Origin of the sequence: Pedobacter sp. Leaf176 (assembly GCF_001424305.1) — a bacterium.
GTDB lineage: Bacteria > Bacteroidota > Bacteroidia > Sphingobacteriales > Sphingobacteriaceae > Pedobacter.
Map to the genome: position 1 here is coordinate 778736 of NZ_LMPD01000003.1, position 22294 is coordinate 801029.

The following is a 22294-nucleotide window of genomic DNA, read 5'->3' on the forward strand; positions in this document are numbered from 1 at the left end:
TATGCGAGTACAAAAACATGAGAAGGAATGGTGTGTCCTCCATAAAAGCGGGGTTTTAGAAACGCCTAACAATGGTTTTACAAAATTGCCGGAAATCATCTTTATCCTGTTATATTGCAAAGAAGTTTATTTCTAGCCCGTCAACTTTCCAAAGCGCCAGAACGTTATTTGGTATTCAACTTCACACCTACATTAATGAACAGAATGACGATATATATAATTTTAGGAATTTTTGCATTATCTGTTATTGCTTACTTTGTTTTCAGACAAAAGCCAAAATCAGAGTTGGAAAACTATTTAATTTCGTCACAATCACAAAGTAACGACAGGATTAAGAATTTGAACCTCGATAAACCTTCAGAAAATGCTTCTTACACTTTGGACACTAATAAACTTTCATTTCCGGACATAATTAGAGAGACGGAGAATATGGAGTATAAGGCAGACAATGAAAGAGAGTGGGTCATAAATTTGACTTCGACTGAAAGTGTTTCATTCAAGAAATCCGACTTCGATAAAATGTTTGACTATGATTGGAGAAGCAAATTTCATTCAACAATCTATGGCTTTTCACCTGAAGAAAATCGATGGACATATGCAGATGCTGGTGACAGTCCTGAAGTTTTTAGTAAACTTCAAGTTGCAGTGGATATACAAGATGTTTTTAATGAAGAAACACCAGATTATAACCGTCAAAAACTGAAACGCTACATAGACGAATTAGAAAAGAGAATAAAAAAATATCCGATTAAACTAAAGATTGAGCAATCGGAAACTATAGAATCAGCTATCACAAAAGCAAAAAAACTTGTACAATTAAATCAAGAATTCAATCTTGACGCTATTATTGTTTTACAAGCCGACAACCATTTCAAAGGAATAAAAATGTGGGATGTTTTACAAAGTGTAGGCTTAAAATGGGGAGATGGTGACTTGTTTCATTGGGGAAACGACAAAAATTATGGACACGACCAAAATTTCAGCGTTTGGACAACGACTGAACCAGGTTACTTTTTTCCTGAAGAAATAAAACATGGAAATATGAATCCTCAAAACTTGATTTTTGGTTTCTCAATACCAAGATGTGCTGACCCTAAAAATGTTTATGCGATAATGTTAAACTCAGTTAAGTATTGCCAAAAACGTCTAGGTGGACAAGTCTTAGACAGAAATATGAAACCTTTAGATGAAGAAAAATCAAAGCAAGAATTATCGGCATTTTTAACACGAATGGAACATAAAGGTTTAATATCAGGTTCTGACAAGGCACTTAGAATGTTTTAAATGATGGCAATAATGTACAACCCCTGCTAGTCCGAGCGGATTGTAATTAAATGAATTTGATGGTGCAAGTTTTTAACTCACCAATATAAAAAAGCTAATTTAAATTTAGAAAGTCACTGCCCAAAACTTTCAATTTTTAGGATACGAGCTACAAGCTCGCATCAGCTTGGGAAACGGGGAGTGACGGTAACTAAAGAAAAGACCATTATTATGAAATATTTTGATAAAATAAATAAGAACAGTTCATATTTTCTTAGTGACATACACGAACCTAATGATAACTCAATTTTCCTGGAAATAAAAAAATCTACCACATCTGATGTTGTCCAAAATATTATGGTGGGAAAAATAGGGCTAAATGAAAAGCGCAGGATTGAGGTAGATAAAAAGTCAGAATATTTTACTATTCAGTTTGATGGTTACGTCTCTTATCATGTAATAGAAGAAGGCTTTATAAACTTTCAAGATAATAAAGATGAATATAAGGCCGGCGAGTTTTCCGTATTTCGTGTATATAGTAAGTCTTCGTATCTTGATTTCATCTTAAAAGAGACGATTGCAAATGACATCTTCCCTGATGAGATGAAACATTACGGATTATATTGCATGAATCATGTCGTTCATATAATATCTTTAACCGAGCCAAAGATAGAACTTATCGATTGCACATAACAAGGCGTTTGCAAAATTAGAAGAAAATCATCACCCTGCATAGAGGAAGTTTATCTCTAGCCCCCACCATTGCAAAGCCCCGAAAACATCACCTGCAACCCTAGCGAGAAACCTCAAACAATAATCCAATGGCTAATTTTATCCAATTCGTAAATGAACTTTCAAAACTCGACAAACAAGCAACTGATGAATTAACAAATAAACTACACACTAAAACAATTCAAAAGGGAGCATATTTATTAGAAAACGGAGAAAAGTGCCGAAAAATATTTTTCATAGACCAGGGTCTTGTGAAAACCTATTTTAATGGAAAAGATAAAGCGTTTATTATGAAATTTTTCCCGGAAAACTCCATGTTTACCGTTCTTGATAGTTACATACAAATAACCGTTTCAAATTACACGATTTTGGCTTTGGAAACTACGACCACCACTTTCATTTATAAATCTGATTTGGAAGCACTTTGTACAAAACACCATTCAATTGAAACATTTTTCAGAAAACTAGTTTCTTATACTTCAATAAATATGATGAAACGAATAAGTGAAATGCTTGAAGAAAATGCTACAGAACGTTATAATCATTTTTTAAAAGAGCATAGTCAACTTCTTCAAAGAATAAGTTTGGGTGATTTGGCAAACTATCTCGGGATTACTCAAGTATCATTAAGTAGAATCAGAGCTAAGAAATGATTTTTTATCATTTGTAAAAAGATTTGAAGACCTGTTTATTGAGCTTTGCATTAAAATAGATAAGAAAATGCAAACATCTAAACAAACACAAATTATTAGCGTAACAGTAGCGATCGCTTTTTGTATTATCGCAACAACAATGGGCTACATTAAAATAGGACTTCCGCCAGTTATTATTGTTGGAGGCTCCGGCATTATTGGTTTTATATTCTGGTATTTCACATACCTTAAAAATCCAACTGACCCTAAATTAATGCTTCCGCTTTTTGTATTGACTGTTGCTTGTTTACAAATACACATTACAGAAGAATATTTAACAGGTTTTGGTCCTGCAATGAGTAGGTTATTTGATATTCCCTGGAGTGAAAAAGGATTTCTAATGGTATTTGCATTAATCGGACCAACAATTTATACCTTGACAACTCTGGGTTTGTATTACCGAATTCCACTTGCAGGATTTATTGCCTGGTTTATTTTTATCGGTCCCGGAGTAATGGAGTTTACACATTTTATCTTTCCACTTTTACAACCCGAAATAAAGCCAACAAATTTAAATGCTATAACCGAAAATATAAATGGCTCCATAATTTCCAGTATGCCAAACTATTATTATAAAACAACAGGTCATTATTACTTTGCAGGAATGTGGACAGCAACATTACCAATGATACCAGGAATTTATGCTATTTATCGTTTGACAAAAGAGCATAAATTGCAAAAACAATGAAAGCCAAAAATGGCAAGCACCGCCATTATAAGGAGCAAAGTCGAGTTTTTTAATAGAAGGCAAAATTGAAGATAGCAAATGGTTAAGTTAGTTAGAATATCACGAAATGAATTACCAGCTCCAATCCGAAAAAAAAATGACAACAACTGCTATTTGCTGAATTTACCGAAGATGAAAAGTAAGATAAACATAAAACTACCGCTGACAGACGTTGAAAAAGCAAATTTAAGAAAGAACAAAATCAAAATTACAGACATTCCTGATTTTGCAACAGACGAATTAGAAGCATTGCTTAATGCTACAACCGCACGAGCAAAAGAAATTTATGCATTAGCAGAATTTCAAACTGTTCCGTCAGTCGGAATAAAATTTGCTGAAGACCTGGTGTTTTTAGGGTATTATTCGCTAAACGAACTAAAAAACAAGAACGGCGCAAAACTGACAGATGAATACGAACTAAAAAAAGGATATTGGACAGACCCTTGCGTTGAAGACCAGTTCAGATTAGTTGTAAACTTTGCAAACACACATGACACGAATAAAACATGGTGGGACTTTACGGGAGAACGAAAAAAGTTTCGTACAGAGAACGGTTATCCAAAAAGCAGACCTCAAAAATCGTGGGTTGAAATATTAGGATATACAAAGAAAGACAAAAAAACCTAACCGCTAAGATGGGTTTTGCATCAGGCTGAACGACACCTTAGACCGATAAACGAATAGACCGGAGTAGCAAAATTGGAAAACCCAATCAAAAAAACCGACATTCTAACGAAATTTATGATAACTCATTTTGAAAATTTAATTAAAAAGGCCTATCCGGCTTTTAACTCAAGAGACATTGATACGGCACTTTCGACATTTCACCCAGACGTTCAATGGCCAAAGGCTTTTGAGGGTGGTTATGTAAGTGGACACGACGAAATAAGAGCATACTGGACAAGACAATGGACGGAAATAAATCCAACCGTTGAACCAACGGAATTTAATCAAAGACCAAACGGAACATTTGAAGTAACTGTACACCAGATTGTAAAAGACTTGCAAGGAAACCTAATCTTTAATGGGGAAGTAAAACACATCTATACAATGGAAGACGACTTGTTAAAAAGAATGGATATTGAAATGGAGGAAACAAACTAATACCTTACCAGTCCGGTCTGATTGTAATTAAATGAATTTGCTGGTGCGTGTTTTTAACTCGTACAGATATAAAAAGGCTAATTCTAAATTTAAAATTAGCAAAGCTTAATTTCATAATTTTTTGATAAGAGCTACAAGCTCCGGACTGTTATATGCCATACAAAAAACTAACCTAGCGATAACAAATGAAAAAAGGATTCCAACTAATCATTCTAATCATAGCTTTTTATTCATGTTCATCCACTCCGATAACGGAGCAAGTAAAGACAGATGTTCTGAACAATGCTCATTTTGACAAGAAAGGATTTCAAAATATAGCGAAGTATGAGCGTTTGGCAAAATTCTTAGAAAAAAACATAGATACTATAATTGAATTTAGATATCATAAGAATATTGTAACTTATTCACGAGGTGAAGGCAAACCTGATTTAACCTATCTTTCTGATGATGATTGCTATATTTTTTTCCAAGGCAACGCCCAATTTGATATTACAAATGTGCCAGACAACCAAAAAAAGGAACTAGATAGTTTATTTCACACATTTCCAGAAAAGGACCTTACATCCTTCGAAGTTTGCAAGGATAGAAAAATTACAATTGAATTCAAACGTGAACGATTTGATAACGGCTTAGCCTTATTACATACCTTAATTTGGAACATAAAACCCTCATCAAAATCCACATATAACAGAGATAGTATACTTACAAATAAATGCATTTATAGAATTAGATTAACAGAACTAGGACGCTAACGGCATATAATAAGGGTTTGGCAAAACTTGGTGTAAGTTCTTCTTTAACCGTTCAAGCTTTTTAGCAACTTTACTCTAGCCACCAAGCTTCGCCAAACCCCGGTACGTTAGGTGCAAGCAGGACGTATACTCTTGTTAGTCCGGTCGGATTGCAAGTAATGAACTTGCCGGTGCAAGTTTTAACTTGTACCCATTTTAAAAAAACCGCAGCTTTAAAATTTAGAATCGCGAGTGTAAACCTTCCTATTTTTTGAGATGAGTCACAAGCTCTCACCAGCCTGGGGAATCCTAATGCTATTGCAGCGCTTTAAGATTAGCTTCGCTAAGCACTTCGTGGTTCCAGCCAGCCTGCGGTAGGCAGGCGCGAGATTCTATAGCAACTGGATGATGGGAACGAAATAAAATTCTGGTCTTAGCTGCTATATCTACTTAATACAGCCGATTTAAATCCTGAGGCATTGAAATATTGGAAAATCACCTATCTATTCTAATGTTATCAAATTAACTTTTGGAATGGACTTCATTCACAATTAAGGCGGAGTTTGGTCGGGTACAATTGTCATAAGTCCGACCAAATCCCGACCTAAGTCCGTCGAAAGTCCATCGAAACGGTTATGCTGTTAGCGCTTGTCCTACAATGGGATAGGATTACAATCGAATTCATATCACTGATATTGGTTTACATTTCTGATTGATAATCCTTAATCAGGTATACACCATTGTCATTATATAAATGTACCATTGCTATCAGAATGGTGCAGATAAGGAAACACTTCTGTTCCAATCCCTATAGAAAACCAAAACTCTACCGGTATTTGATAAAATTTTTAATAAAAATTTGCGAAACCGAATAGTTGCACATATATTTGTGCAACCGAATAGTTTCACATTTAAATTTACCCTGATGAGAAGAGATATTTTTCAAGCCGTAGCCGACCCTACCCGAAGAGCCATTATCATGTTAATTGCTTTACAGGCGATGACCCCTAATGCGATTGCCGAAAACTTTAACACCACCAGGCAAGCCGTTTCCAAGCATCTCCGGATTTTAACGGAGTGCAATTTAGTAAAGCAGGAACAACAGGGCCGCGAAATTTACTATTCCCTGGAAATTGAGAAAATGGAGGAAATAGACAAATGGATAAATGAATTAAGAAAAATTTGGGAAACCAGATTTAATCAGCTCGATGATGTATTATCAATACTTAAAAACCAGAAATAATGAAAAACAAGCAACAATTTGATTTTACCGTAGACAAAAGCACCAAAACCGTACATATAAATCGGTCGTTTAATGCTGAACTCAACCTGGTTTGGGATGCCTTTACCAAAGCAGAAATTCTCGACCAATGGGTAGCGCCTAAGCCTTGGACTTCCAGAACCAAATACATGAATTTTGAAGTTGGCGGAAAAAGGTTTTATGCCATGGTAAGTCCGGAAGGTCAGGAACACTGGTCGATTCAGGAATATAAATCCATTAGCCCAAAAACAAATTTCAAAATGTTCAATGCCTTTGCAGATGAAAATGAAAATCCGCAATTGCCCGGTTCTGACTGGGATTACAATTTCAGCGAAGAAGACGGTACAACAAAAGTTCAGATAACCATTTACAACGAATCCCTGGAACGACTGGAACGTATGATTGCAATGGGTTTCAAAGAAGGCTTTACTGCTTCGGTAGAAAATTTAGAAAAACTATTGGCTGATTTTAAAAAAAACAACAATTAACCAAATAAGATAAACACAGAAAATCATGGCATTAATTAACCCACACATCAACTTCAATGGCAACGCCGAAGAAGCCTTTAACTTTTACAAATCAGCATTCGGCGGAGATTTCCAGAGCATTGTACGCTTTAAGGAAATTGCAAGCGCTGAAAACCCCATATCGGAAAACGAAGCAAACAAAATTATGCACATTGCTTTACCAATCGGTCAGAATGTTTTAATGGGCAATGATGTACCTGAAATTCTGGGTAAAGTAAACGAAAGAGAAAACAGGTCTAAAATAGCTATTACCGCAGCCAGTCGCGAAGAGGCCGATATATTATACAATAGCCTCTCTAAAGGCGGAGAAATTGAAATGCCAATTGCAGACAGTCCATGGGGTTCCTACTTTGCCATGTTCAGGGATAAATTCGGCATCGAATGGATGATTGATTTTAGCACGAATAGCTGATCCTTCGACTACGCTCAGGATGACAACATTTTTTATTTTCCCCTTATCACAGTGTCCTACTCCCCTCCTTATTTCAAGGAGGGGTTGGGGGTGGTTTCATAATCAGGAATTAAAACACCTGTTTATCCAAACCCGATTACAGAGAGGAAATACTTTTTGAAGTTCTGCTGAAAAAGATTGCCATGTCGTTCCTCCTCGCAATGACGGAACTTGCTTAAGCAAATCACCTTTCACTCTGAGTTTGTCGAAGACATTTTTCAATCGAAAATAATAAACCGTTCGCCCTTCGACAATTTCAGGATGACAACTTTTTTTTATTTTCTCCTTAAGTTAATGACATTGCCCCAGTACCTCCTTAAGTAGGTTGGCTCCCCCAAAAAAAACTTTACGGCAGGTGTACCTTTGCACTATGCTATCTGCACCTCGCTATCGGCATAGGAACTGATGGAAGGAGACCCTTCGACTACGCTCAGGACGTTAAAGCTTGTGCAATCACATTCAACTTACTGCTGTCCAAGGCAGCGCGTCCTCCCGATTTTTCATCGGGGCTTGTGCTGCCGCCTTAAAAGCTTTAACGAATTTATCCGACATCAGATCCAAGCCTTGATTGTTTGCTTCTTGATCATCAAGGATAAAGAAGAAACCATTCGGCGGCTAGCCGAGGCAAGATTGTGTTTAGGGAATAAAAAAAATCCATTGCATTAAGATTCCCGCCTGCGCGGGAAAGACGAGTTTTTATAATAAGTTCTGAATTAACATTTTTTACAAGCTTCTATCCGGCATACTATTTAATGAAACTCAATTAATTAACTACCCCTGCCCCTCCTTGAAAATAAGGAGGGGAGTTCCCCTCAGCGTTTCAAAGCAAGCACCTGCTGATACCTGTCTTTACACCTGCTATCTGCACCTCGCTATCGGCATAGGGAATGATGGAAGGAGAAAACGTTAAAGCTTGTGCAATCACATTCAACTTACTACTGGCCAAGGCAGCGCGTTCCTCCCGATTTTTCATCGGGGCTTGTGCTGCCGCCTTAAAAGCTTTAACGAATTTATCCGACAGCAGTTCCAAGCCTTGATTGTTTGCTTCTTTATCATCAAGGATAAAGAAGAAGCCATTCGGCGGCTAGCCGAGGCAAGATTGTGTTTAGGGAATAAAAAAAAATCCATTGCATTAAGATTCCCGTCTTTGATTTTTTCCCCAACAACCCCGCTGCTTTACTGTTTAAATATTAATGAGCAAAACCGGACCTAAAACCCTGCGATTAATACTTGGCGACCAACTCAACATTAACCACAGCTGGTATAAAAATGTTGATGATTCTGTTTCCTACGTGTTAATGGAGCTTCGAAGTGAAACCGACTATACCTGGCACCACATTCAAAAAATCCTTGGTTTCTTTGCGGCGATGCGAAATTTTGCTGAAACGCTCAGACAACGAAAACACCAGGTGACTTATATACACCTGAATGACAAGGACAACATGCAGCGCTTTGATAAAAATTGCGAAGCCATTATCGAAAAATATCAATTCGAAAAATTTGAATACCAGCTACCCGATGAATACAGGGTGGATGAACATCTAAAAAACTTCACTCAAAGTTTAAAAATCCCCTTCAACATAAGCGACACGGAACACTTCTACAGCACCAGGGAGGAGTTAAAAACTTTCTTTTCGGATAAAAAAGTGTTTTTAATGGAAACATTCTACCATTACATGCGTAAAAAACATAAAGTGTTAATCATTAACGGCGACCAACCCATACATGGTAAATGGAATTTCGACGAGGACAACCGCAGCAAATTACCCAAAAATCATAAATCCATTCCGCCTCTTATTTTCGATAATGACCTAAGTGAAATAGAAGCCGAAATCAGGGAGGCCAACATCAAAACCATTGGATCTGTAGACAGCCGGCACTTTATATGGCCTGTAAACAGGAAGCAATGTTTGACTTTACTCGACTTCTTTGTTGTAAACTGCTTACACTTATTCGGCACTTTTCAGGATGCAATGGCTCCGGTCGAATGGTCGGTTTATCATTCCAGGCTGTCATTTGCGATGAATACAAAGTTACTTTCACCAATGGAAGTGGTTGATAAGGCCATTGAGACTTATGCCAAAAATCCCGGGGGAATTGCTTACCACCAGCTTGAAGGTTTTGTAAGGCAGATTATTGGCTGGCGGGAATACATGAGGGGAATTTACTGGTTAAAAATGCCTGACTATGCCGGGCTTAATTACCTTAATCACCAAAATAGCCTACCAAAATGGTTCTGGACAGGAAACACGAAAATGAACTGCCTTCGAAACGCCATAAATCAATCGCTGCAACTTGCCTATGCGCACCACATACAACGGTTGATGGTTACCGGGAATTTTGCATTGCTGGCAGGTGTCCATCCTGATGAAGTGGATGCCTGGTACCTGGGAATTTACATTGATGCGATAGAATGGGTTGAAATTACCAATACCAGGGGCATGAGTCAGTTTGCCGATGGCGGACTGGTTGGCACTAAACCTTATGTGAGTTCAGCGGCTTACATTCACAAAATGAGTTCCTATTGTGAGGGTTGTTATTATGATAAAGCTAAGAAGACCGGTAAAAAAGCCTGTCCATTCAACAGCCTATACTGGAACTTTTTTGATAAACATGAGGATATATTGGCTAAGAACCAGCGTCTGAAAATGGTGTATTCAATATGGCATAAAATGAAACCTGAAGCCAAAGATGAATTGTTGGAACAAGCTCAATACTATTTAGCTCATATTGATGAGTTGTAGTATTCTAGAATGGAACAAATGGCTTAGCCGTCGCGCCATTGAGATGGCTAAGGGCCAGACTGAGTTGCAAATTAATATAAATGAGACTGTACCTGTCCAATAATTTCTGGTTATTATCATACTATGCTTCTCGAAGATTTGCGAACATTTTAGAAGGTTTAAAATAATAATAATAAACCCTTCGATGGGCTACAATTTACGTTATGCAAATCATATATTCAGTATTTTTAACTAATTCGCATTTCCATCCAGGCAGGCCCAAGCACAGAATCACCGTTCTACTTTAATCCGGCCTAATAAATTTTTCGGGTAAATGGTTTTTTCTTGTTTTCATCTGCATTAATGAGCTCAGCAGTGCTTCGGTTTTTGTTTCTTTTTGATGCCAAAAAGAAAGAGCCCTTCGGCGGCGGCGAGCCGAGTCAGTACCGTGCTTCATGAAAAAAGGAATCAATATATGTCACTAATATTGATTCTATATTAGCCAGTTAAGGGTCGGACTAAGTGCAGTTAAATAGAAATGAGACTGTATCATAAATAAAAAATTGTCATCATTTGCTTGCCGAAGGAGCCGTTTAAAATATTTATTCGGCGTTTCGACAGGCTTAATGTGACAATTTTATTAACTGCAATTATAAATAATACAGTCTCTTTATTTCTTAGTTAGCTGTAGCTTTAAGCGATTTGATTTCAGTAAGCGCGTTTTGAATGCCATCCCTCTGTCTGTTCAGCAAATCAAGGTGATCAGCATGAATTCCAGGCGATTTCAAAATGCTATCATATTTTTCCACGGCTGCTGTTTCACCAGTTTCGATGGCACCTAAAATAGCTTGATCTTCTTTACTGCTCAATGCTTCTTTAATGTCTATCCAGGTTCTGTGAATTGCGCCAAGGATACCACCTTCGCTATTGTCTGACTCAGCACCATGGCTCGCTAAATGGGCTTTCAATTCCAGTTCATAAGCTTTTCTTTCCGCAGCATATTTCAGAAAAATTGCTTTTAACTCTAAATTGTCTGTTGTTTCACTTGCAGATTCGTAACCTTCTTTACCATCATTAACGATGGAGATAAGTCCTTTTAAATCTGAGATAATTTCATTATTGTTTTCCATATTTTTTTTAGATTTCTATAATAACCGGATACCTTGATAAATGTTTTAATAATCACTTCAAGCTATAAGTTATTACTTTTGGTTGTTTCTTCCTGACTGTTTATCAAAGGAAAATTTATAGTCAGAAATTATAATTAAAAGGAAATTGGAAATAGAAAGTGGAAATGGAGAAGCAGCATAATACATTACGCCAACATATATATTTGGCGCTGAGAATGACCGATAATGAAATTAGTCTGCCAATAAGCCCTTAACCAGGCTTTTCCATTGAGGATATGAAAGGCCTATTTTAGCCGCAATGCCGACGAAGAAATTCCTGCTTTTATCCAAAAAGCTTCCTTGATCAGTGTTCGGAACTTCGTTACGACCATGTTCTTCGGCAGTTACAACCAGTCCGAATTTCCGGATAACAAATGTTGAAGTGGCCGTATCTTTAAAAAAATGTGCTGTTGGCCCGTCTTTATCCATTGGATGATTACAAGGCCGGACAATGACAGATAATACTTGCTGCTCATCTTCTGATAGCAATTTAATGTCCTCTATCCTAACCCAGTCGTAGCCCATACCAACATGTGTACCTGGCCCCGGGATGTCAATTCTGATGAAGTCGCCGGTTTCCGCCGTCCGGTCTGCCCGAATACCGTGGGCATCTATTAATTGAAATGAAGATATACCCGCATACTTTTCCCATTCGTTAATGCTTAATAGACGTTTTGATGCCTTATCAAATAAAACCTGGGCTTCCGCTTCAGTTTTAAAAATACGCTTCTCAATGGCATCAATAGCGCTGCCTACAACCTGTGGAGGAATGATTTTACTATCTACATTTTCGTCTTTCATATCCTTTGAAAAATACAGGGGAGCAATACCGTCAAGCCCCTTTCAATATAACCCTGCCTGCTATAAATAAGTTTTGTCTTATTTGTATTGGATGGCGAAGACTATGGAATGAATTTTACATTCACGCGTACTAATTGAATAAATTGCGTATTAATTCATTGGAACATTTAATGTTTTAAGCGGTTGTGTATATACAATATTTAAAATAAAACTATGGCTACCACAGAAAAAAGCAAAGCAACTACAACAAAAAGTGCAGCAAAAACTAAAACTGCAGCAAATACAAAATCCAAAACCGGAAAGATGGAAAATTCCGAGTTTCATGAATTCTTTGTTGATGAACTTAAGGACATCTACTGGGCAGAAAAACACCTGGTGAAAGCACTACCGAAAATGAAGAAGGCAGCTACCAGCCCGGAACTCGCCGCAGCGTTTGAAAAACATACACAGGAAACCCAGACACATATTGAAACATTAGAGCAGGTATTCTCACTTTTAGAAGAGAAAGCAGCAGCAAAAAAATGCGACGCAATGGCTGGCTTATTAGAAGAAGCTGATGGAATTATCGAAGATACGGATGCAGGTACAATGATTCGCGATGCGGGACTTATCCTTGCGGCACAAAAAGTAGAGCATTATGAAATCGCTACTTACGGTACTTTAAAAGTATTTGCAGAAAATATGGGTCATACTGAAGTAGCAGAATTGCTCGGCCAGACGCTGGAAAATGAAAAAGCAACCGATGTTGCGCTTACAGAATGCGCAGTTAGCTTTGTTAATGAGGCTGCCTCACAGGAATAACAATAAAAAATAAATTCTGGAAAGCGTTGAAAGGTCAAAAGATTAGAACAATTCATTGAAAGATTAGAGAGTCCGGTGTTTTACCGGACTTTTTTGTTTGGTTTTAGTATTATTTGTTTCCGTCATCCGAAAGCTATCGGATCCCGCGCAGGTGGAAATCTTTTGATACAGACTCTTTTTTTTCGTTTTATTTGTAACTTCATTTTCCAAATCAAACCAGACATGTCTTATTGCAGTGCCATCGAATTAATGCAGCCCGAAGAAAGAAAGGCTTTGCACAAAAACTACCACGATAACCATTACGGTTTCCCAATTCACGACGATAATGAACTGTTCGGCAGGCTGCTTATGGAGATTAATCAAGCCGGACTAAGCTGGGAAACAATTTTAAAAAAGGAAAAGTCTTTTCGCAACGCATACGACAACTTTAACCTGAAAAAGGTTGCAGCTTATAATGAAACTGACCTGGAAAGACTGCTAAACGATGCCGGGATTATAAGAAACCGTTTAAAAATTAATGCAGCCATCGAAAATGCAAAAACCATGTTGTCGCTACAGGTCACATACGGTTCATTTGAAAAATGGCTGGAACACCACCACCCAAAGACTAAAGAAGAATGGATAAAGTTATTCAAAAAGACCTTCAGGTTTACAGGTGGCGAAATTGTGAATGAATTTTTAATGAGCATCGGCTATCTGCCGGGTTGCCACGACGACAATTGCCCTGTTAACATCGAAATAGTGAAGCAAAAACCGATGTGGCTAAATAAAAATAGTGATGCGTGAAAATAATCAGGCGGACAACTGAATTTGATTCAGGATTTGAGTTTTGTTTTCAGTCAAAAACTATATCTTCATCATATGGAGATTGTATCTAAAATAGCCTTTCGAAAAATCCTTTTCAGTGTAATTGCCTTAATTATTATCCTTTTTCTACAGCCGGTTTTGACCGGGATGTATATCAGGCTGTATGCCATCCCCGTTACGCCTAAGCTTTTTCTTTTTACAAGATTATTCTACTGGGTTTTGGCGCTTGGTATCTGGCAGTATGCTAAAAAAATAGAGAAACAGCCTATACTGCTCTGGAAAGAACAGAAATACGATTTTATATTTTATTTAATTTCCATTGTTTTGATCTTCATTTCCGTTATCCTCTCGGTGTCGATTATCCGGATAGTATGCCATTTTTTTCATGTTGATATAAAAAGCGAAACGCTGGAAAACGCCATCCGGATGTTTAAAGCACACAGATATTTAGCTGTATTTGCTGCATTAACGGCAGGCGTTACCGAAGAATTAATTTTCCGTGGCTATTTACAACCAAGATTAGAAGTACTTTTTAAAAATCCCTATGTCGCTATATTTGTTTCCTCTGCTATTTTTGGATTGCTACATTTTGGATTTGGTACCATAATAAACATGGTTGGTCCTTTTGTGATCGGCTTAATATATGCAATTTACTATCAAAAATACCGAAATATTAAAGTACTTATGATAAGCCATTTTCTTTGGGATATGATTGTAATTTTTATTTCCATAAATCGTTATTAATTCAACAGGTTTCGAATGGTCGAATGCAAAAATATTTAGCAGAAACATATTAAAACCCTTTTAAATTCAGAAGAGTTTTTCCCCATACAGATTCCTGATAATGAAGCTGAAAAACCAGAAACTACTTAAATCGAAAATGATTATATTTCTTAACAGATAAGCAGCAAAACCAATGAAATTGATATTAAAAATGTTTTAATTGAAAAGATTAGTAATTGTTTTGAAGCGATACAGCATAATTAAACTACTCATGGATTTAGCGTGTGATAGCTAAAATCAATATATTCAGGCCATGAAAAGTTTACCGGAGTTTAAAGCATCATTAAAAGATGAGAGGCCTGATCCTAATTTATCCGTTCAATTACTGGCACTATGGCACGATGGGAAAGGGAACTGGCATGAAGCCCATAAGCAGGTTGACCACTTAAACGACACTTTATCTGCACACGTACATGCTTACCTGCATCGCAAGGAAGGCGACATCTGGAATGCCGATTATTGGTACCAGAAAGCGAAACAAAGCCGCCCTGAAATCTCATTGGATGAAGAATGGGAAAAGCTGGTTATACAATTCCTGTAAAAGGGGGCAAGAATTTATTCTGACAACTTAGCAAGTTTCGGGTGGTTTAGCTTTAAAATCAAAACTACTTTTGTATATTAATAATTAAGATTATGAAAGTACAGGAGGAGATCAACTTCAACAGAATTACCGAAGCAATTCATTACATACAGGCAAATTTTAAAAACCAACCAGGTTTGGAAGAAGTTGCCGAAAAGGTAAATTTAAGTCCGTTTCACTTTCAGCGGTTATTTAGCGAATGGGCAGGCACAAGTCCGAAACGTTTTTTACAATACATTAGCCTCGGCTATGCCAAACAATTGTTAAAGGAAAATCAAAGCTTGTTCGATACGGCAATGGAAACCGGATTATCAGGCACCGGCAGGCTACACGATTTATTTATAAATATTGAAGGGATGACACCCGGTGACTATAAAAACGGGGGAGAAAACCTGCACATCAACTATAGTTTTGCTGAAAGCCCTTTTGGAAACGTTATTGTGGCATCAACGCCAAAAGGAATTTGTCATCTTGCTTTTAACGAGGATGAAACCGCAGCAATAAGAAATTTACAAACACGGTTTCCGGCAGCTAACTATAAGCAGATTATGGATTCAGCACAACAAAACGCATTATTTATTTTCAATCATGACTGGAACAAAATCCAGCAGATAAAACTTCATTTGAGGGGAACCGACTTTCAATTGAAAGTTTGGGAAAGCTTGCTTAAAATCCCGATGGGAAAGCTATCAACTTATGGTACAATTGCTAAAAATTTGGCAAATCCCAATGCTTCAAGAGCAGTGGGAACGGCTATTGGCGATAATCCTGTGGCTTTTCTTATTCCTTGCCACCGGGTAATTCAGGGAAGTGGTGCCTTAGGCGGATACCATTGGGGTGTAGCAAGAAAAACCGCCATGATTGGATGGGAAGCGGCAAAAACTGAAACTGCACATCAATGATAAAACATTCGGAATTGTCATCCGCTTCGCTTAAAATTCAAATAAAAAATAAAGAAATTAACTTAGCGGGCAACAGCCATTTGAAAATTTACGGAACATTAGGCTGTAAATCGGAAAAGCGATTGAAAAAAGAAAACAGGGTCTTTTTTCAATCAGAGAGCGCTGCATTAGAAGCGGGTTTCCGGCCTTGTGGAAATTGTTTAAAAGAGGAATATCGAAAATGGATTTATTCAATCAAAATATAAACGTAAACCAGAATCTTTTGCCTTACGGCGGAATTGTAAAATACTACGGGAAATTATTTTCTCCAGGTGATGCCAGCCATTATTTCGATCGGTTATGGACCAGCATCGAATGGAAAAATGATGAAGCATTCATCATGGGCAAACACATCATTACCAAAAGAAAAGTAGCCTGGTACGGAGATAAAGATTATTCTTACACTTATTCGGGGGCATCAAAAAAGGCTTTAGCGTGGACGCCAGAGCTTCTGCAACTCAAAAGCATAGCCGAAGAAAAAACAGGTACGCTATTTAACTCGTGCCTTTTAAATTTATACCATAATGGCGATGAAGGCATGGCCTACCATAGTGATGATGAAAAAACCCTCGCCAAAGATGCTGCGATTGCTTCCATGAGTTTTGGTGCCGAAAGGAAGTTTCTGTTCAAGCATAAACAAACTAAAGAAACGATTGATATTTTTCTTGAGGATGGAAGCCTTTTAATAATGGCAGGTGAAACACAGACCAACTGGATGCACCGCCTGCCCCCTACTAAAAAGGTAAGTAAGCCAAGGATAAACCTCACTTTTAGAACCATGCGTACTTAGTTATCTCTTAAATTCACTAATGTCGACGATTTTATCGTCATCATTTTTTTCTAGAAATAAACTGCCTTTCGAATTTTGCTTGAAGTGGTAATTTTGCTGAACATTTTTTGCAACGGTAGCAGGATCTAATATTGAGGCTGGTGCAGGTAGGTTAACTGCTTCACCAGTGATGTAATTGGTTTGGTATAATGAGTTTGCGGTTGCGAATACAAGCGTCTTTCTATCACCCGAACTATAAAGAAATGTGCCTTGGATTCTTTCTGCATCATTTTGTCTTTTTACAGGGTAAATCTTTCCGTTAATAAGCGTAACAATATAATCGTTGTTAACTAAAACGGTGCTGAGACTTAATTCCTGGAGTCCGGCGGTTACTTTACGGTCATTCGCGCCTGCTGAAGGCCTGTCTAATTTAATCACCTCCGGCTTTCCATTTTTAACTGAAACAACAAAGAAAGGCGATACCAAACCGGAGCTGTCAGCAACCTGAACTAAAGCGGCGGTTTTCTGGCTGTTCATAAATCTTGGCTGATAAAATTTTGTTGCCAAAGGCTTTGGGTCGTCCTTGATCAGGATTGCTGTATCCCTGAATTTCAAAACAAATAAAACTCCCGCTTTACTCCCCGAATCTATTTTTACAATTTTAAGTGCGTCGCTTTTATCTTTTGGAAATTCGTTAAAGATTTCGCCATTATTTAAAGCTCTTGGTGTATAGGTCTTTTCTAACTTTTCCTGCTTACACGATATTAAAGCAACAGATAAAATAAATATTAAGAATTTCGTTTTCATATGGCGGTATCAGTTATTTCTCTGCTAATTTATCATCTTTATTTATTTTTAAAAATTATAAAAGAACTTAAATTATCAGAAATAAGATGTGATGGTAATTTTTAATTTTTATTATTTTTAGGGCAGGAAAAAATAAAAATGTTGCTTAAACCAAGTTTTCTTATTAAAAACAAATCCATCATTCTATACGGAAGCTCATTAGCAGCATTGCTGGTTTTGCTGAAATGGTTGGAATTGAAATTCCTGATACTTAACAATGCTTTCGAAATTTATGCCGGAATGATTGCTGTTATATTTACCGGATTAGGCATTTGGCTGGCGTTGAAACTAACTAAACCCAAAGTTGAAACCCTCGTAGTGGAGCGAAAAGTATTTGTGAATAAAGAGGAAAGCTTCATCCCGGATAAAGCAATAATCGAACAGCTAAATCTAAGCAAACGTGAACTGGATGTATTAACCCTGATGGCAGGTGGTCTGAGCAACCAGGAAATCGCCTCCAGGTTATTTGTTTCGTTGAACACAGTAAAAACACATACGTCAAATCTGTTCGAAAAAATGGATGTGAAACGCAGGACCCAGGCTGTAGACGCGGCGAAGCGGCTCCATATTATAGCCTAAACAATCATAATTGGAAGCAATTACGCTTATTTGTTCAAAATCACTCAAAAGTATGAGGTCTAAGAGACTCAAATAAGGCAAATTTGGTTCAAAAAATATTAAGATGAAAAAAATTGTAATCGTATTTGGATTAATTGCCGGATTCATTGTATCCGCAATGATGCTGTTATCCATCGCAAAATGTTATAACAGTGCAGACTTTGAAGGCAGCATGCTCATTGGCTATGCATCCATGTTGCTCGCTTTCTCCTTTATATTCGTAGCTGTTAAGCGTTTTCGGGATAAACATAACGAAGGCATAATATCATTTGGAAAAGCCTTCAGAATTGGTCTCTTCATCAGTTTGATTGCATCAACCATATATGTTATGGTCTGGCTTATAGATTACTACTTATTTGTTCCCGACTTTATGGACAAATACACGGCACATACACTTGCTGAGGCTAAACGAAATGGCGCAAACGCAGCTGAACTGACTCTAAAAAATAGTGAGATGGCTGAGTATAAGGAAATGTATAAAAATCCATTTTATGTTGTGCTGCTAACTTATTCTGAAATCCTTCCCGTGGGATTGGTGGTTTCCTTAATTTGTGCGCTGATATTGAAAAGAAGATCCAGATAATTGGCTGGAGATAACTTATGTTAGAAAACTAATAAATAACGTCTTTTTAACTACGATAGCGATGGAAATTTTTGCTGAAACGGAACGACTCATTTTGAGAGCGCTTTTGCCAATAGATGCTGAAATGCTATTTGAACTTGATTCAGATATAGATGTACATCAGTATCTTGGCAGAAAACCTGTTAAGTCCATCCATCAAAGCATTAGTGATATCGAATTCATCAGGAAGCAATATATTGACAATGGCATTGGCAGATGGGCTGTTATTGAAAAGGAATCAGGTCAGTTTATTGGTTGGGGTGGATTAAAATTTATAACTGAAACCTGTAACAATCAAATTAACTATTATGATTTGGGCTACCGGTTTATTAAACGTTATTGGGGCAAAGGTTATGCAACTGAAACAGCAAAGGCCAGCCTTAAATACGGATTCCAGATGCTGAACGTACCTAAAATAATTGCGATCGCCGATGTTGAAAACAATTCATCTATTAAAGTACTGGAAAAAGCCGGACTACGTAAAATTGAAACATTTAACTATCACGGACGACTTCATCATTGGATGAAAATCGACCGAAGTTCTTATTATTGAATAAAAGGACCTTAATTAAAAATAATCAACATCGTCAGCAGATTATTGGAGTGGTTTTTGATAATTCCAGTGGAAAACTCATTGACTATGAAAAATCTCCTCATCTGTGGTATACTTCTTTGCTTTTTAAGTTCTTGCTTCGATAAGTTTACTCCGGAAACCCTGAAAAATACAAAATGGGAATTAACTGAAATGACAGGTAAAACTTTGCCTACATCGGCAAAGGCCACTTTGAATTTTAACGACAGCCTTCGAGTTAGCGGAAAATCTTTCTGCAACAGCTATGGCGGTGAACTAGATCTAAAAGATGACCAGACCAAGCTAAAAAATGTATATAGCACAAAAATGTTTTGTGAGGCAACCGCTTCTGCAGAAAATACTTTTTTAACAGCACTGAACGAAACCGATCATGCAAAAATCGTTAACGGCAAACTTCAGCTCCTTAAAGGCGGGCAAACGATTCTAATATTTAGCAAAATTGATTAGGAAATCTGCCGTTAAATTAAGCCCAATCGACTATTTTTAGTATTTTCGTGCTTTCCAGCACAATACCAAAGGATGCCGATAGGGATACAAGAAAATTTAAAGTTTTTTTTCTCGACACTGAGAAATGCATTTAATCTGTTTCAGAAAAATGATCCGCTCAGGCTTGCAGGTGCGACGGCTTTCTTTACGAACTTTGCCTTACCCCCAATTTTAATTATACTCATCAGGCTGTTTGGCATATTTACCGACCGAAGGACTTTGGTTTCAAATATTTTTGATCGCCTTAATAACATACTAGATGATAAAAGCATTGCTCAAATCAGGCTGACTTTAAGAAACATCAGGGGAATTGATCAAAAATGGTATGTAACCCTATTTAGTTTCGTATTCTTCCTATTTGTCGCCACAACGCTTTTTAACGTAATCAAAAACTCCCTGGAACAAATCTGGGGCATTGGTTTGCAGGAAAAAAAGGGTATCGTAAGTACGCTAAAATCCAGGGCCATTTCATTCATCATCATAATGCTTGCAGGTATCTTATTCATATTTGGTTTGTTTGCGGATAGTATTCAGGCCATTATTGGCTCGTTTCTTAAAACAAATACACCTTCTTTCGAACTGGTCGCCACCTCTATTCTAAACCAGCTTATTTTTGTCATTATTGTAACTTCCTGGTTTACCATTTTATTCAGATTTTTGACCAATGGAAGGCCAACCTGGCGCGCTGCTTTATCTGGAGGATTACTTACCGGCTGTTTGTTTACGGCGGGAAAATACATTTTAAGGATTTTATTGCCACTAAGCAACATCAGTAATATTTATGGTTCTGCAGGCTCTATTATTGTAATTATGCTTTTCGTATTTTATTCTTCGCTGATATTTTATTTCGGCGCAGCGTTTATTAAATCACTCAGTGTTGGTCGGGAAACACCAATTATTCCTAAGAATGGTGCATTTGCCTATGAACTTACGGCAATTGATAAAGAACCCGCTAAAAACGAAAAAAGCAGTTGAAACAACTGCTTTTTTTATTTCTGATATAATAAATTTAATGGATTACCGGAACTTTCTCATACCCCTGCATCTCAAATACCGCTAATTTATTTAACAGGTTGTAATGTAAAGTTCCGAAGAGATTGATCAATCCATCATTATTTTTACCTTCTATCCATACTGATTCTTTAGCCACTTCGGTATTTTTTCCCATCTCATGGTTAAATAATGCATCTTCATCTTTAATAACTAAATCGTTAACATCAATTCTAAATTGATTCAACAAAGCCACAAAACTCTGGCCTCTAAGCAATAATTCTTTGAAATTCATAAGGCAAATATTTGATTAGGTGTCGATTTCAAATGCAATTATTAGTCCAATAAATAACTGGCAATCAAAATGTTGATAAGTTACAAAATCCTGTATCCCAAACCTATGGTGAACAGGTTTAACTTAGTCGATGGATAACCATCTTTGTTTAATTTGGATAGTCCGAGTTCATACCGGGCATCGATGCTAAATTTCTTAATATCTAAGCCTGCACCAAACTGCCAGGCAAGTGCCTGATTTTTAAAATTTCCGGTAAACACATTTCCGGTTGCCTGACCAATGCTCTGTTTATCATCCAGTATGAATGAAACCATGGGGCCGGTATTAACCCTTAAACCAACGCCTACGGCTCCAAATTTAGTTCCTACCAATAATGGAACATCCAGGCTGGTAAACTTTACTTCGTTTATCTGCCCGGTAGCATCACTTACCAGATTTGTTTTTTTACCTGAGAGGTATAATTCGGGTTGAAAAAACACACCAGCACCACCTACCCTTGCCCACAAACCACCATAAAACCCGGTTCTGTTATCACTGCTGAACGTGTTTTCAGTATCAAACTTTGAAAAGTTCGCACCAGCCTTTAAACCTAACTGGAACGTTGGTAAAATCTGTGCACTTGCACATAAGCCCATAAAGATACAGGCGATAGAGAGATAGATTGATTTCATAATTTAATTATTGACCTGTTACATTATTGATGGCTTCCTGTTCTTTAAGCGCATCTACATTATTTTTATCGCCAAAATTTTGAGTTTTATCTGCAAAATAATCCATAATTCCAGAAATTGTGTCCAGGTTATCTGCAAGGTTCTGGTGAATATCAGGCAAATCTTTTTCTAAACGTTTATCGCCCAACTCAATATTATCAACTTCAATTTTTCCAATTTTCTGAATAAGTGCTTGTTGAGAGTTTTGCAAATCTTCCAATTCCCGAACAATCTTTTCCATTAATTCAAACTTCTGTAACGTATTCATAGCTT

The 22294-nt window shown here is 37.2% G+C and carries 30 protein-coding genes; 23 read left to right on the forward strand and 7 right to left on the reverse strand.

What is annotated here, in order from left to right; translation table 11 throughout:
• The first annotated feature begins 114 nt into the window (after positions 1 to 114).
• From ASF92_RS12240 to ASF92_RS12285, 10 genes are all read left to right on the forward strand, one after another.
• On the forward strand, positions 115 to 1284 hold the full coding sequence (locus tag ASF92_RS12240; RefSeq protein WP_157263854.1) for a cell division protein ZipA C-terminal FtsZ-binding domain-containing protein: 1170 nt from the start codon (positions 115 to 117) through the stop codon (positions 1282 to 1284).
• A gap of 180 nt (positions 1285 to 1464) precedes the next feature.
• Positions 1465 to 1956 (forward strand): hypothetical protein, encoded by a 492-nt coding sequence (locus ASF92_RS12245; protein WP_157263856.1) that lies wholly within the window; start codon positions 1465 to 1467, stop codon positions 1954 to 1956.
• Between the two features lie 128 nt (positions 1957 to 2084).
• Positions 2085 to 2648, forward strand: a complete 564-nt coding sequence (locus ASF92_RS12250; RefSeq protein ID WP_056093067.1) for a Crp/Fnr family transcriptional regulator — start codon at positions 2085 to 2087, stop codon at positions 2646 to 2648.
• A 67-nt stretch (positions 2649 to 2715) separates the two neighbouring features.
• Entirely contained in the window at positions 2716 to 3375 is a 660-nt protein-coding gene (locus ASF92_RS12255; protein ID WP_056093070.1) for a hypothetical protein, read from the forward strand.
• 171 nt (positions 3376 to 3546) lie between these two features.
• The gene (locus ASF92_RS12260; protein ID WP_056093074.1) at positions 3547 to 4041 is read left to right on the forward strand and encodes a helix-hairpin-helix domain-containing protein; all 495 of its coding nucleotides are present in this window, start codon (positions 3547 to 3549) and stop codon (positions 4039 to 4041) included.
• A gap of 114 nt (positions 4042 to 4155) precedes the next feature.
• On the forward strand, positions 4156 to 4518 hold the full coding sequence (locus tag ASF92_RS12265) for a nuclear transport factor 2 family protein (RefSeq protein WP_056093306.1): 363 nt from the start codon (positions 4156 to 4158) through the stop codon (positions 4516 to 4518).
• A 185-nt stretch (positions 4519 to 4703) separates the two neighbouring features.
• Complete coding sequence (locus ASF92_RS12270; protein WP_056093077.1) at positions 4704 to 5270, forward strand: hypothetical protein; 567 nt, start codon at positions 4704 to 4706, stop codon at positions 5268 to 5270.
• 904 nt (positions 5271 to 6174) lie between these two features.
• Positions 6175 to 6492 carry a helix-turn-helix transcriptional regulator gene (locus tag ASF92_RS12275; protein ID WP_056093080.1) on the forward strand — a complete coding sequence of 106 codons (318 nt, stop codon included), beginning with the start codon at positions 6175 to 6177 and terminating at the stop codon, positions 6490 to 6492.
• Positions 6492 to 6998 carry an SRPBCC domain-containing protein gene (locus tag ASF92_RS12280; RefSeq protein WP_056093083.1) on the forward strand — a complete coding sequence of 169 codons (507 nt, stop codon included), beginning with the start codon at positions 6492 to 6494 and terminating at the stop codon, positions 6996 to 6998. The genes ASF92_RS12275 and ASF92_RS12280 overlap by 1 nt, the downstream gene beginning before the upstream one ends.
• A gap of 25 nt (positions 6999 to 7023) precedes the next feature.
• A complete protein-coding gene (locus tag ASF92_RS12285; protein WP_056093085.1) occupies positions 7024 to 7449 on the forward strand; it encodes a VOC family protein in 426 nt (141 codons plus the stop codon).
• A gap of 859 nt (positions 7450 to 8308) precedes the next feature.
• On the opposite strand, the gene ASF92_RS12290 is transcribed toward ASF92_RS12285, so the two are convergent.
• Complete coding sequence (locus ASF92_RS12290) at positions 8309 to 8518, reverse strand: hypothetical protein (protein WP_056093088.1); 210 nt, start codon at positions 8516 to 8518, stop codon at positions 8309 to 8311.
• A gap of 163 nt (positions 8519 to 8681) precedes the next feature.
• Here ASF92_RS12290 and ASF92_RS12295 point away from each other — a divergent pair, with 163 nt between their 5' ends.
• Positions 8682 to 10232 (forward strand): cryptochrome/photolyase family protein, encoded by a 1551-nt coding sequence (locus ASF92_RS12295; RefSeq protein ID WP_056093091.1) that lies wholly within the window; start codon positions 8682 to 8684, stop codon positions 10230 to 10232.
• A gap of 656 nt (positions 10233 to 10888) precedes the next feature.
• On the opposite strand, the gene ASF92_RS12300 is transcribed toward ASF92_RS12295, so the two are convergent.
• Both ASF92_RS12300 and ASF92_RS12305 read right to left on the reverse strand, forming a co-directional pair.
• Positions 10889 to 11341 (reverse strand): PA2169 family four-helix-bundle protein, encoded by a 453-nt coding sequence (locus ASF92_RS12300; protein ID WP_056093093.1) that lies wholly within the window; start codon positions 11339 to 11341, stop codon positions 10889 to 10891.
• Positions 11342 to 11572: 231 nt separating this feature from the next.
• Complete coding sequence (locus ASF92_RS12305; RefSeq protein WP_056093096.1) at positions 11573 to 12181, reverse strand: hypothetical protein; 609 nt, start codon at positions 12179 to 12181, stop codon at positions 11573 to 11575.
• A 213-nt stretch (positions 12182 to 12394) separates the two neighbouring features.
• On the opposite strand from ASF92_RS12305, the gene ASF92_RS12310 reads away from it, so the two are divergent.
• The 7 genes from ASF92_RS12310 to ASF92_RS12340 all read left to right on the forward strand — a co-directional run bounded on the left by ASF92_RS12310 (position 12395) and on the right by ASF92_RS12340 (position 16883).
• Complete coding sequence (locus ASF92_RS12310; protein WP_056093098.1) at positions 12395 to 12982, forward strand: ferritin-like domain-containing protein; 588 nt, start codon at positions 12395 to 12397, stop codon at positions 12980 to 12982.
• 222 nt (positions 12983 to 13204) lie between these two features.
• Positions 13205 to 13768, forward strand: coding sequence for a DNA-3-methyladenine glycosylase I (locus ASF92_RS12315; protein ID WP_056093101.1), 564 nt, complete (start codon positions 13205 to 13207; stop codon positions 13766 to 13768).
• A 75-nt stretch (positions 13769 to 13843) separates the two neighbouring features.
• A complete protein-coding gene (locus ASF92_RS12320) occupies positions 13844 to 14533 on the forward strand; it encodes a CPBP family intramembrane glutamic endopeptidase (protein ID WP_056093105.1) in 690 nt (229 codons plus the stop codon).
• A 292-nt stretch (positions 14534 to 14825) separates the two neighbouring features.
• Positions 14826 to 15113: a hypothetical protein gene (locus tag ASF92_RS12325; protein ID WP_056093108.1), complete on the forward strand. Its 288-nt coding sequence runs from the start codon at positions 14826 to 14828 to the stop codon at positions 15111 to 15113.
• A 92-nt stretch (positions 15114 to 15205) separates the two neighbouring features.
• A complete protein-coding gene (locus ASF92_RS12330; RefSeq protein ID WP_056093111.1) occupies positions 15206 to 16054 on the forward strand; it encodes a methylated-DNA--[protein]-cysteine S-methyltransferase in 849 nt (282 codons plus the stop codon).
• The gene (locus tag ASF92_RS12335; protein ID WP_056093114.1) at positions 16051 to 16299 is read left to right on the forward strand and encodes an Ada metal-binding domain-containing protein; all 249 of its coding nucleotides are present in this window, start codon (positions 16051 to 16053) and stop codon (positions 16297 to 16299) included. The genes ASF92_RS12330 and ASF92_RS12335 overlap by 4 nt, the downstream gene beginning before the upstream one ends.
• A complete protein-coding gene (locus ASF92_RS12340; protein ID WP_056093116.1) occupies positions 16275 to 16883 on the forward strand; it encodes an alpha-ketoglutarate-dependent dioxygenase AlkB in 609 nt (202 codons plus the stop codon). Before ASF92_RS12335 ends, ASF92_RS12340 begins: the two co-directional genes overlap by 25 nt.
• Here the strand turns inward: ASF92_RS12340 and ASF92_RS12345 are convergent, their stop codons facing one another.
• Positions 16884 to 17669 carry a hypothetical protein gene (locus tag ASF92_RS12345; protein WP_056093119.1) on the reverse strand — a complete coding sequence of 262 codons (786 nt, stop codon included), beginning with the start codon at positions 17667 to 17669 and terminating at the stop codon, positions 16884 to 16886.
• A 138-nt stretch (positions 17670 to 17807) separates the two neighbouring features.
• Between ASF92_RS12345 and ASF92_RS12350 the strand changes: the two genes are divergently transcribed.
• The 5 genes from ASF92_RS12350 to ASF92_RS12370 all read left to right on the forward strand — a co-directional run bounded on the left by ASF92_RS12350 (position 17808) and on the right by ASF92_RS12370 (position 21001).
• The gene (locus tag ASF92_RS12350) at positions 17808 to 18287 is read left to right on the forward strand and encodes a response regulator transcription factor (protein ID WP_056093121.1); all 480 of its coding nucleotides are present in this window, start codon (positions 17808 to 17810) and stop codon (positions 18285 to 18287) included.
• Between the two features lie 103 nt (positions 18288 to 18390).
• Positions 18391 to 18909: a DUF4199 domain-containing protein gene (locus ASF92_RS12355; protein WP_056093125.1), complete on the forward strand. Its 519-nt coding sequence runs from the start codon at positions 18391 to 18393 to the stop codon at positions 18907 to 18909.
• A 61-nt stretch (positions 18910 to 18970) separates the two neighbouring features.
• Complete coding sequence (locus ASF92_RS12360; RefSeq protein WP_056093128.1) at positions 18971 to 19501, forward strand: GNAT family N-acetyltransferase; 531 nt, start codon at positions 18971 to 18973, stop codon at positions 19499 to 19501.
• Positions 19502 to 19588: 87 nt separating this feature from the next.
• Positions 19589 to 19987 (forward strand): META domain-containing protein, encoded by a 399-nt coding sequence (locus tag ASF92_RS12365; protein WP_056093130.1) that lies wholly within the window; start codon positions 19589 to 19591, stop codon positions 19985 to 19987.
• A 72-nt stretch (positions 19988 to 20059) separates the two neighbouring features.
• Entirely contained in the window at positions 20060 to 21001 is a 942-nt protein-coding gene (locus ASF92_RS12370; protein ID WP_056093134.1) for a YihY/virulence factor BrkB family protein, read from the forward strand.
• Between the two features lie 34 nt (positions 21002 to 21035).
• Here the strand turns inward: ASF92_RS12370 and ASF92_RS12375 are convergent, their stop codons facing one another.
• The 3 genes from ASF92_RS12375 to ASF92_RS12385 all read right to left on the reverse strand — a co-directional run bounded on the left by ASF92_RS12375 (position 21036) and on the right by ASF92_RS12385 (position 22289).
• A complete protein-coding gene (locus ASF92_RS12375) occupies positions 21036 to 21311 on the reverse strand; it encodes a hypothetical protein (RefSeq protein ID WP_056093136.1) in 276 nt (91 codons plus the stop codon).
• 80 nt (positions 21312 to 21391) lie between these two features.
• A complete protein-coding gene (locus ASF92_RS12380; protein ID WP_056093139.1) occupies positions 21392 to 21982 on the reverse strand; it encodes a porin family protein in 591 nt (196 codons plus the stop codon).
• A gap of 7 nt (positions 21983 to 21989) precedes the next feature.
• Positions 21990 to 22289 carry a hypothetical protein gene (locus ASF92_RS12385; RefSeq protein ID WP_056093143.1) on the reverse strand — a complete coding sequence of 100 codons (300 nt, stop codon included), beginning with the start codon at positions 22287 to 22289 and terminating at the stop codon, positions 21990 to 21992.
• Positions 22290 to 22294: the final 5 nt, after the last annotated feature.

Bases quoted from the DNA above. Each gene is read 5' to 3' on its own strand.
- ASF92_RS12295 (WP_056093091.1), top strand. From the start codon at position 8,682: ATGAGCAAAACCGGACCTAAAACCCTGCGATTAATACTTGGCGACCAA.
- ASF92_RS12305 (WP_056093096.1), bottom strand. From the start codon at position 12,181: ATGAAAGACGAAAATGTAGATAGTAAAATCATTCCTCCACAGGTTGTA.
- ASF92_RS12375 (WP_056093136.1), bottom strand. From the start codon at position 21,311: ATGAATTTCAAAGAATTATTGCTTAGAGGCCAGAGTTTTGTGGCTTTG.
- ASF92_RS12285 (WP_056093085.1), top strand. From the start codon at position 7,024: ATGGCATTAATTAACCCACACATCAACTTCAATGGCAACGCCGAAGAA.
- ASF92_RS12345 (WP_056093119.1), bottom strand. From the start codon at position 17,669: ATGAAAACGAAATTCTTAATATTTATTTTATCTGTTGCTTTAATATCG.
- ASF92_RS12310 (WP_056093098.1), top strand. From the start codon at position 12,395: ATGGCTACCACAGAAAAAAGCAAAGCAACTACAACAAAAAGTGCAGCA.
- ASF92_RS12365 (WP_056093130.1), top strand. From the start codon at position 19,589: ATGAAAAATCTCCTCATCTGTGGTATACTTCTTTGCTTTTTAAGTTCT.
- ASF92_RS12330 (WP_056093111.1), top strand. From the start codon at position 15,206: ATGAAAGTACAGGAGGAGATCAACTTCAACAGAATTACCGAAGCAATT.
- ASF92_RS12370 (WP_056093134.1), top strand. From the start codon at position 20,060: ATGCCGATAGGGATACAAGAAAATTTAAAGTTTTTTTTCTCGACACTG.
- ASF92_RS12315 (WP_056093101.1), top strand. From the start codon at position 13,205: ATGTCTTATTGCAGTGCCATCGAATTAATGCAGCCCGAAGAAAGAAAG.
- ASF92_RS12260 (WP_056093074.1), top strand. From the start codon at position 3,547: ATGAAAAGTAAGATAAACATAAAACTACCGCTGACAGACGTTGAAAAA.
- ASF92_RS12275 (WP_056093080.1), top strand. From the start codon at position 6,175: ATGAGAAGAGATATTTTTCAAGCCGTAGCCGACCCTACCCGAAGAGCC.
- ASF92_RS12355 (WP_056093125.1), top strand. From the start codon at position 18,391: ATGAAAAAAATTGTAATCGTATTTGGATTAATTGCCGGATTCATTGTA.
- ASF92_RS12340 (WP_056093116.1), top strand. From the start codon at position 16,275: ATGGATTTATTCAATCAAAATATAAACGTAAACCAGAATCTTTTGCCT.
- ASF92_RS12325 (WP_056093108.1), top strand. From the start codon at position 14,826: ATGAAAAGTTTACCGGAGTTTAAAGCATCATTAAAAGATGAGAGGCCT.
- ASF92_RS12380 (WP_056093139.1), bottom strand. From the start codon at position 21,982: ATGAAATCAATCTATCTCTCTATCGCCTGTATCTTTATGGGCTTATGT.
- ASF92_RS12250 (WP_056093067.1), top strand. From the start codon at position 2,085: ATGGCTAATTTTATCCAATTCGTAAATGAACTTTCAAAACTCGACAAA.
- ASF92_RS12350 (WP_056093121.1), top strand. From the start codon at position 17,808: ATGTTGCTTAAACCAAGTTTTCTTATTAAAAACAAATCCATCATTCTA.
- ASF92_RS12300 (WP_056093093.1), bottom strand. From the start codon at position 11,341: ATGGAAAACAATAATGAAATTATCTCAGATTTAAAAGGACTTATCTCC.
- ASF92_RS12360 (WP_056093128.1), top strand. From the start codon at position 18,971: ATGGAAATTTTTGCTGAAACGGAACGACTCATTTTGAGAGCGCTTTTG.
- ASF92_RS12335 (WP_056093114.1), top strand. From the start codon at position 16,051: ATGATAAAACATTCGGAATTGTCATCCGCTTCGCTTAAAATTCAAATA.
- ASF92_RS12385 (WP_056093143.1), bottom strand. From the start codon at position 22,289: ATGAATACGTTACAGAAGTTTGAATTAATGGAAAAGATTGTTCGGGAA.
- ASF92_RS12280 (WP_056093083.1), top strand. From the start codon at position 6,492: ATGAAAAACAAGCAACAATTTGATTTTACCGTAGACAAAAGCACCAAA.
- ASF92_RS12270 (WP_056093077.1), top strand. From the start codon at position 4,704: ATGAAAAAAGGATTCCAACTAATCATTCTAATCATAGCTTTTTATTCA.
- ASF92_RS12320 (WP_056093105.1), top strand. From the start codon at position 13,844: ATGGAGATTGTATCTAAAATAGCCTTTCGAAAAATCCTTTTCAGTGTA.
- ASF92_RS12265 (WP_056093306.1), top strand. From the start codon at position 4,156: ATGATAACTCATTTTGAAAATTTAATTAAAAAGGCCTATCCGGCTTTT.
- ASF92_RS12255 (WP_056093070.1), top strand. From the start codon at position 2,716: ATGCAAACATCTAAACAAACACAAATTATTAGCGTAACAGTAGCGATC.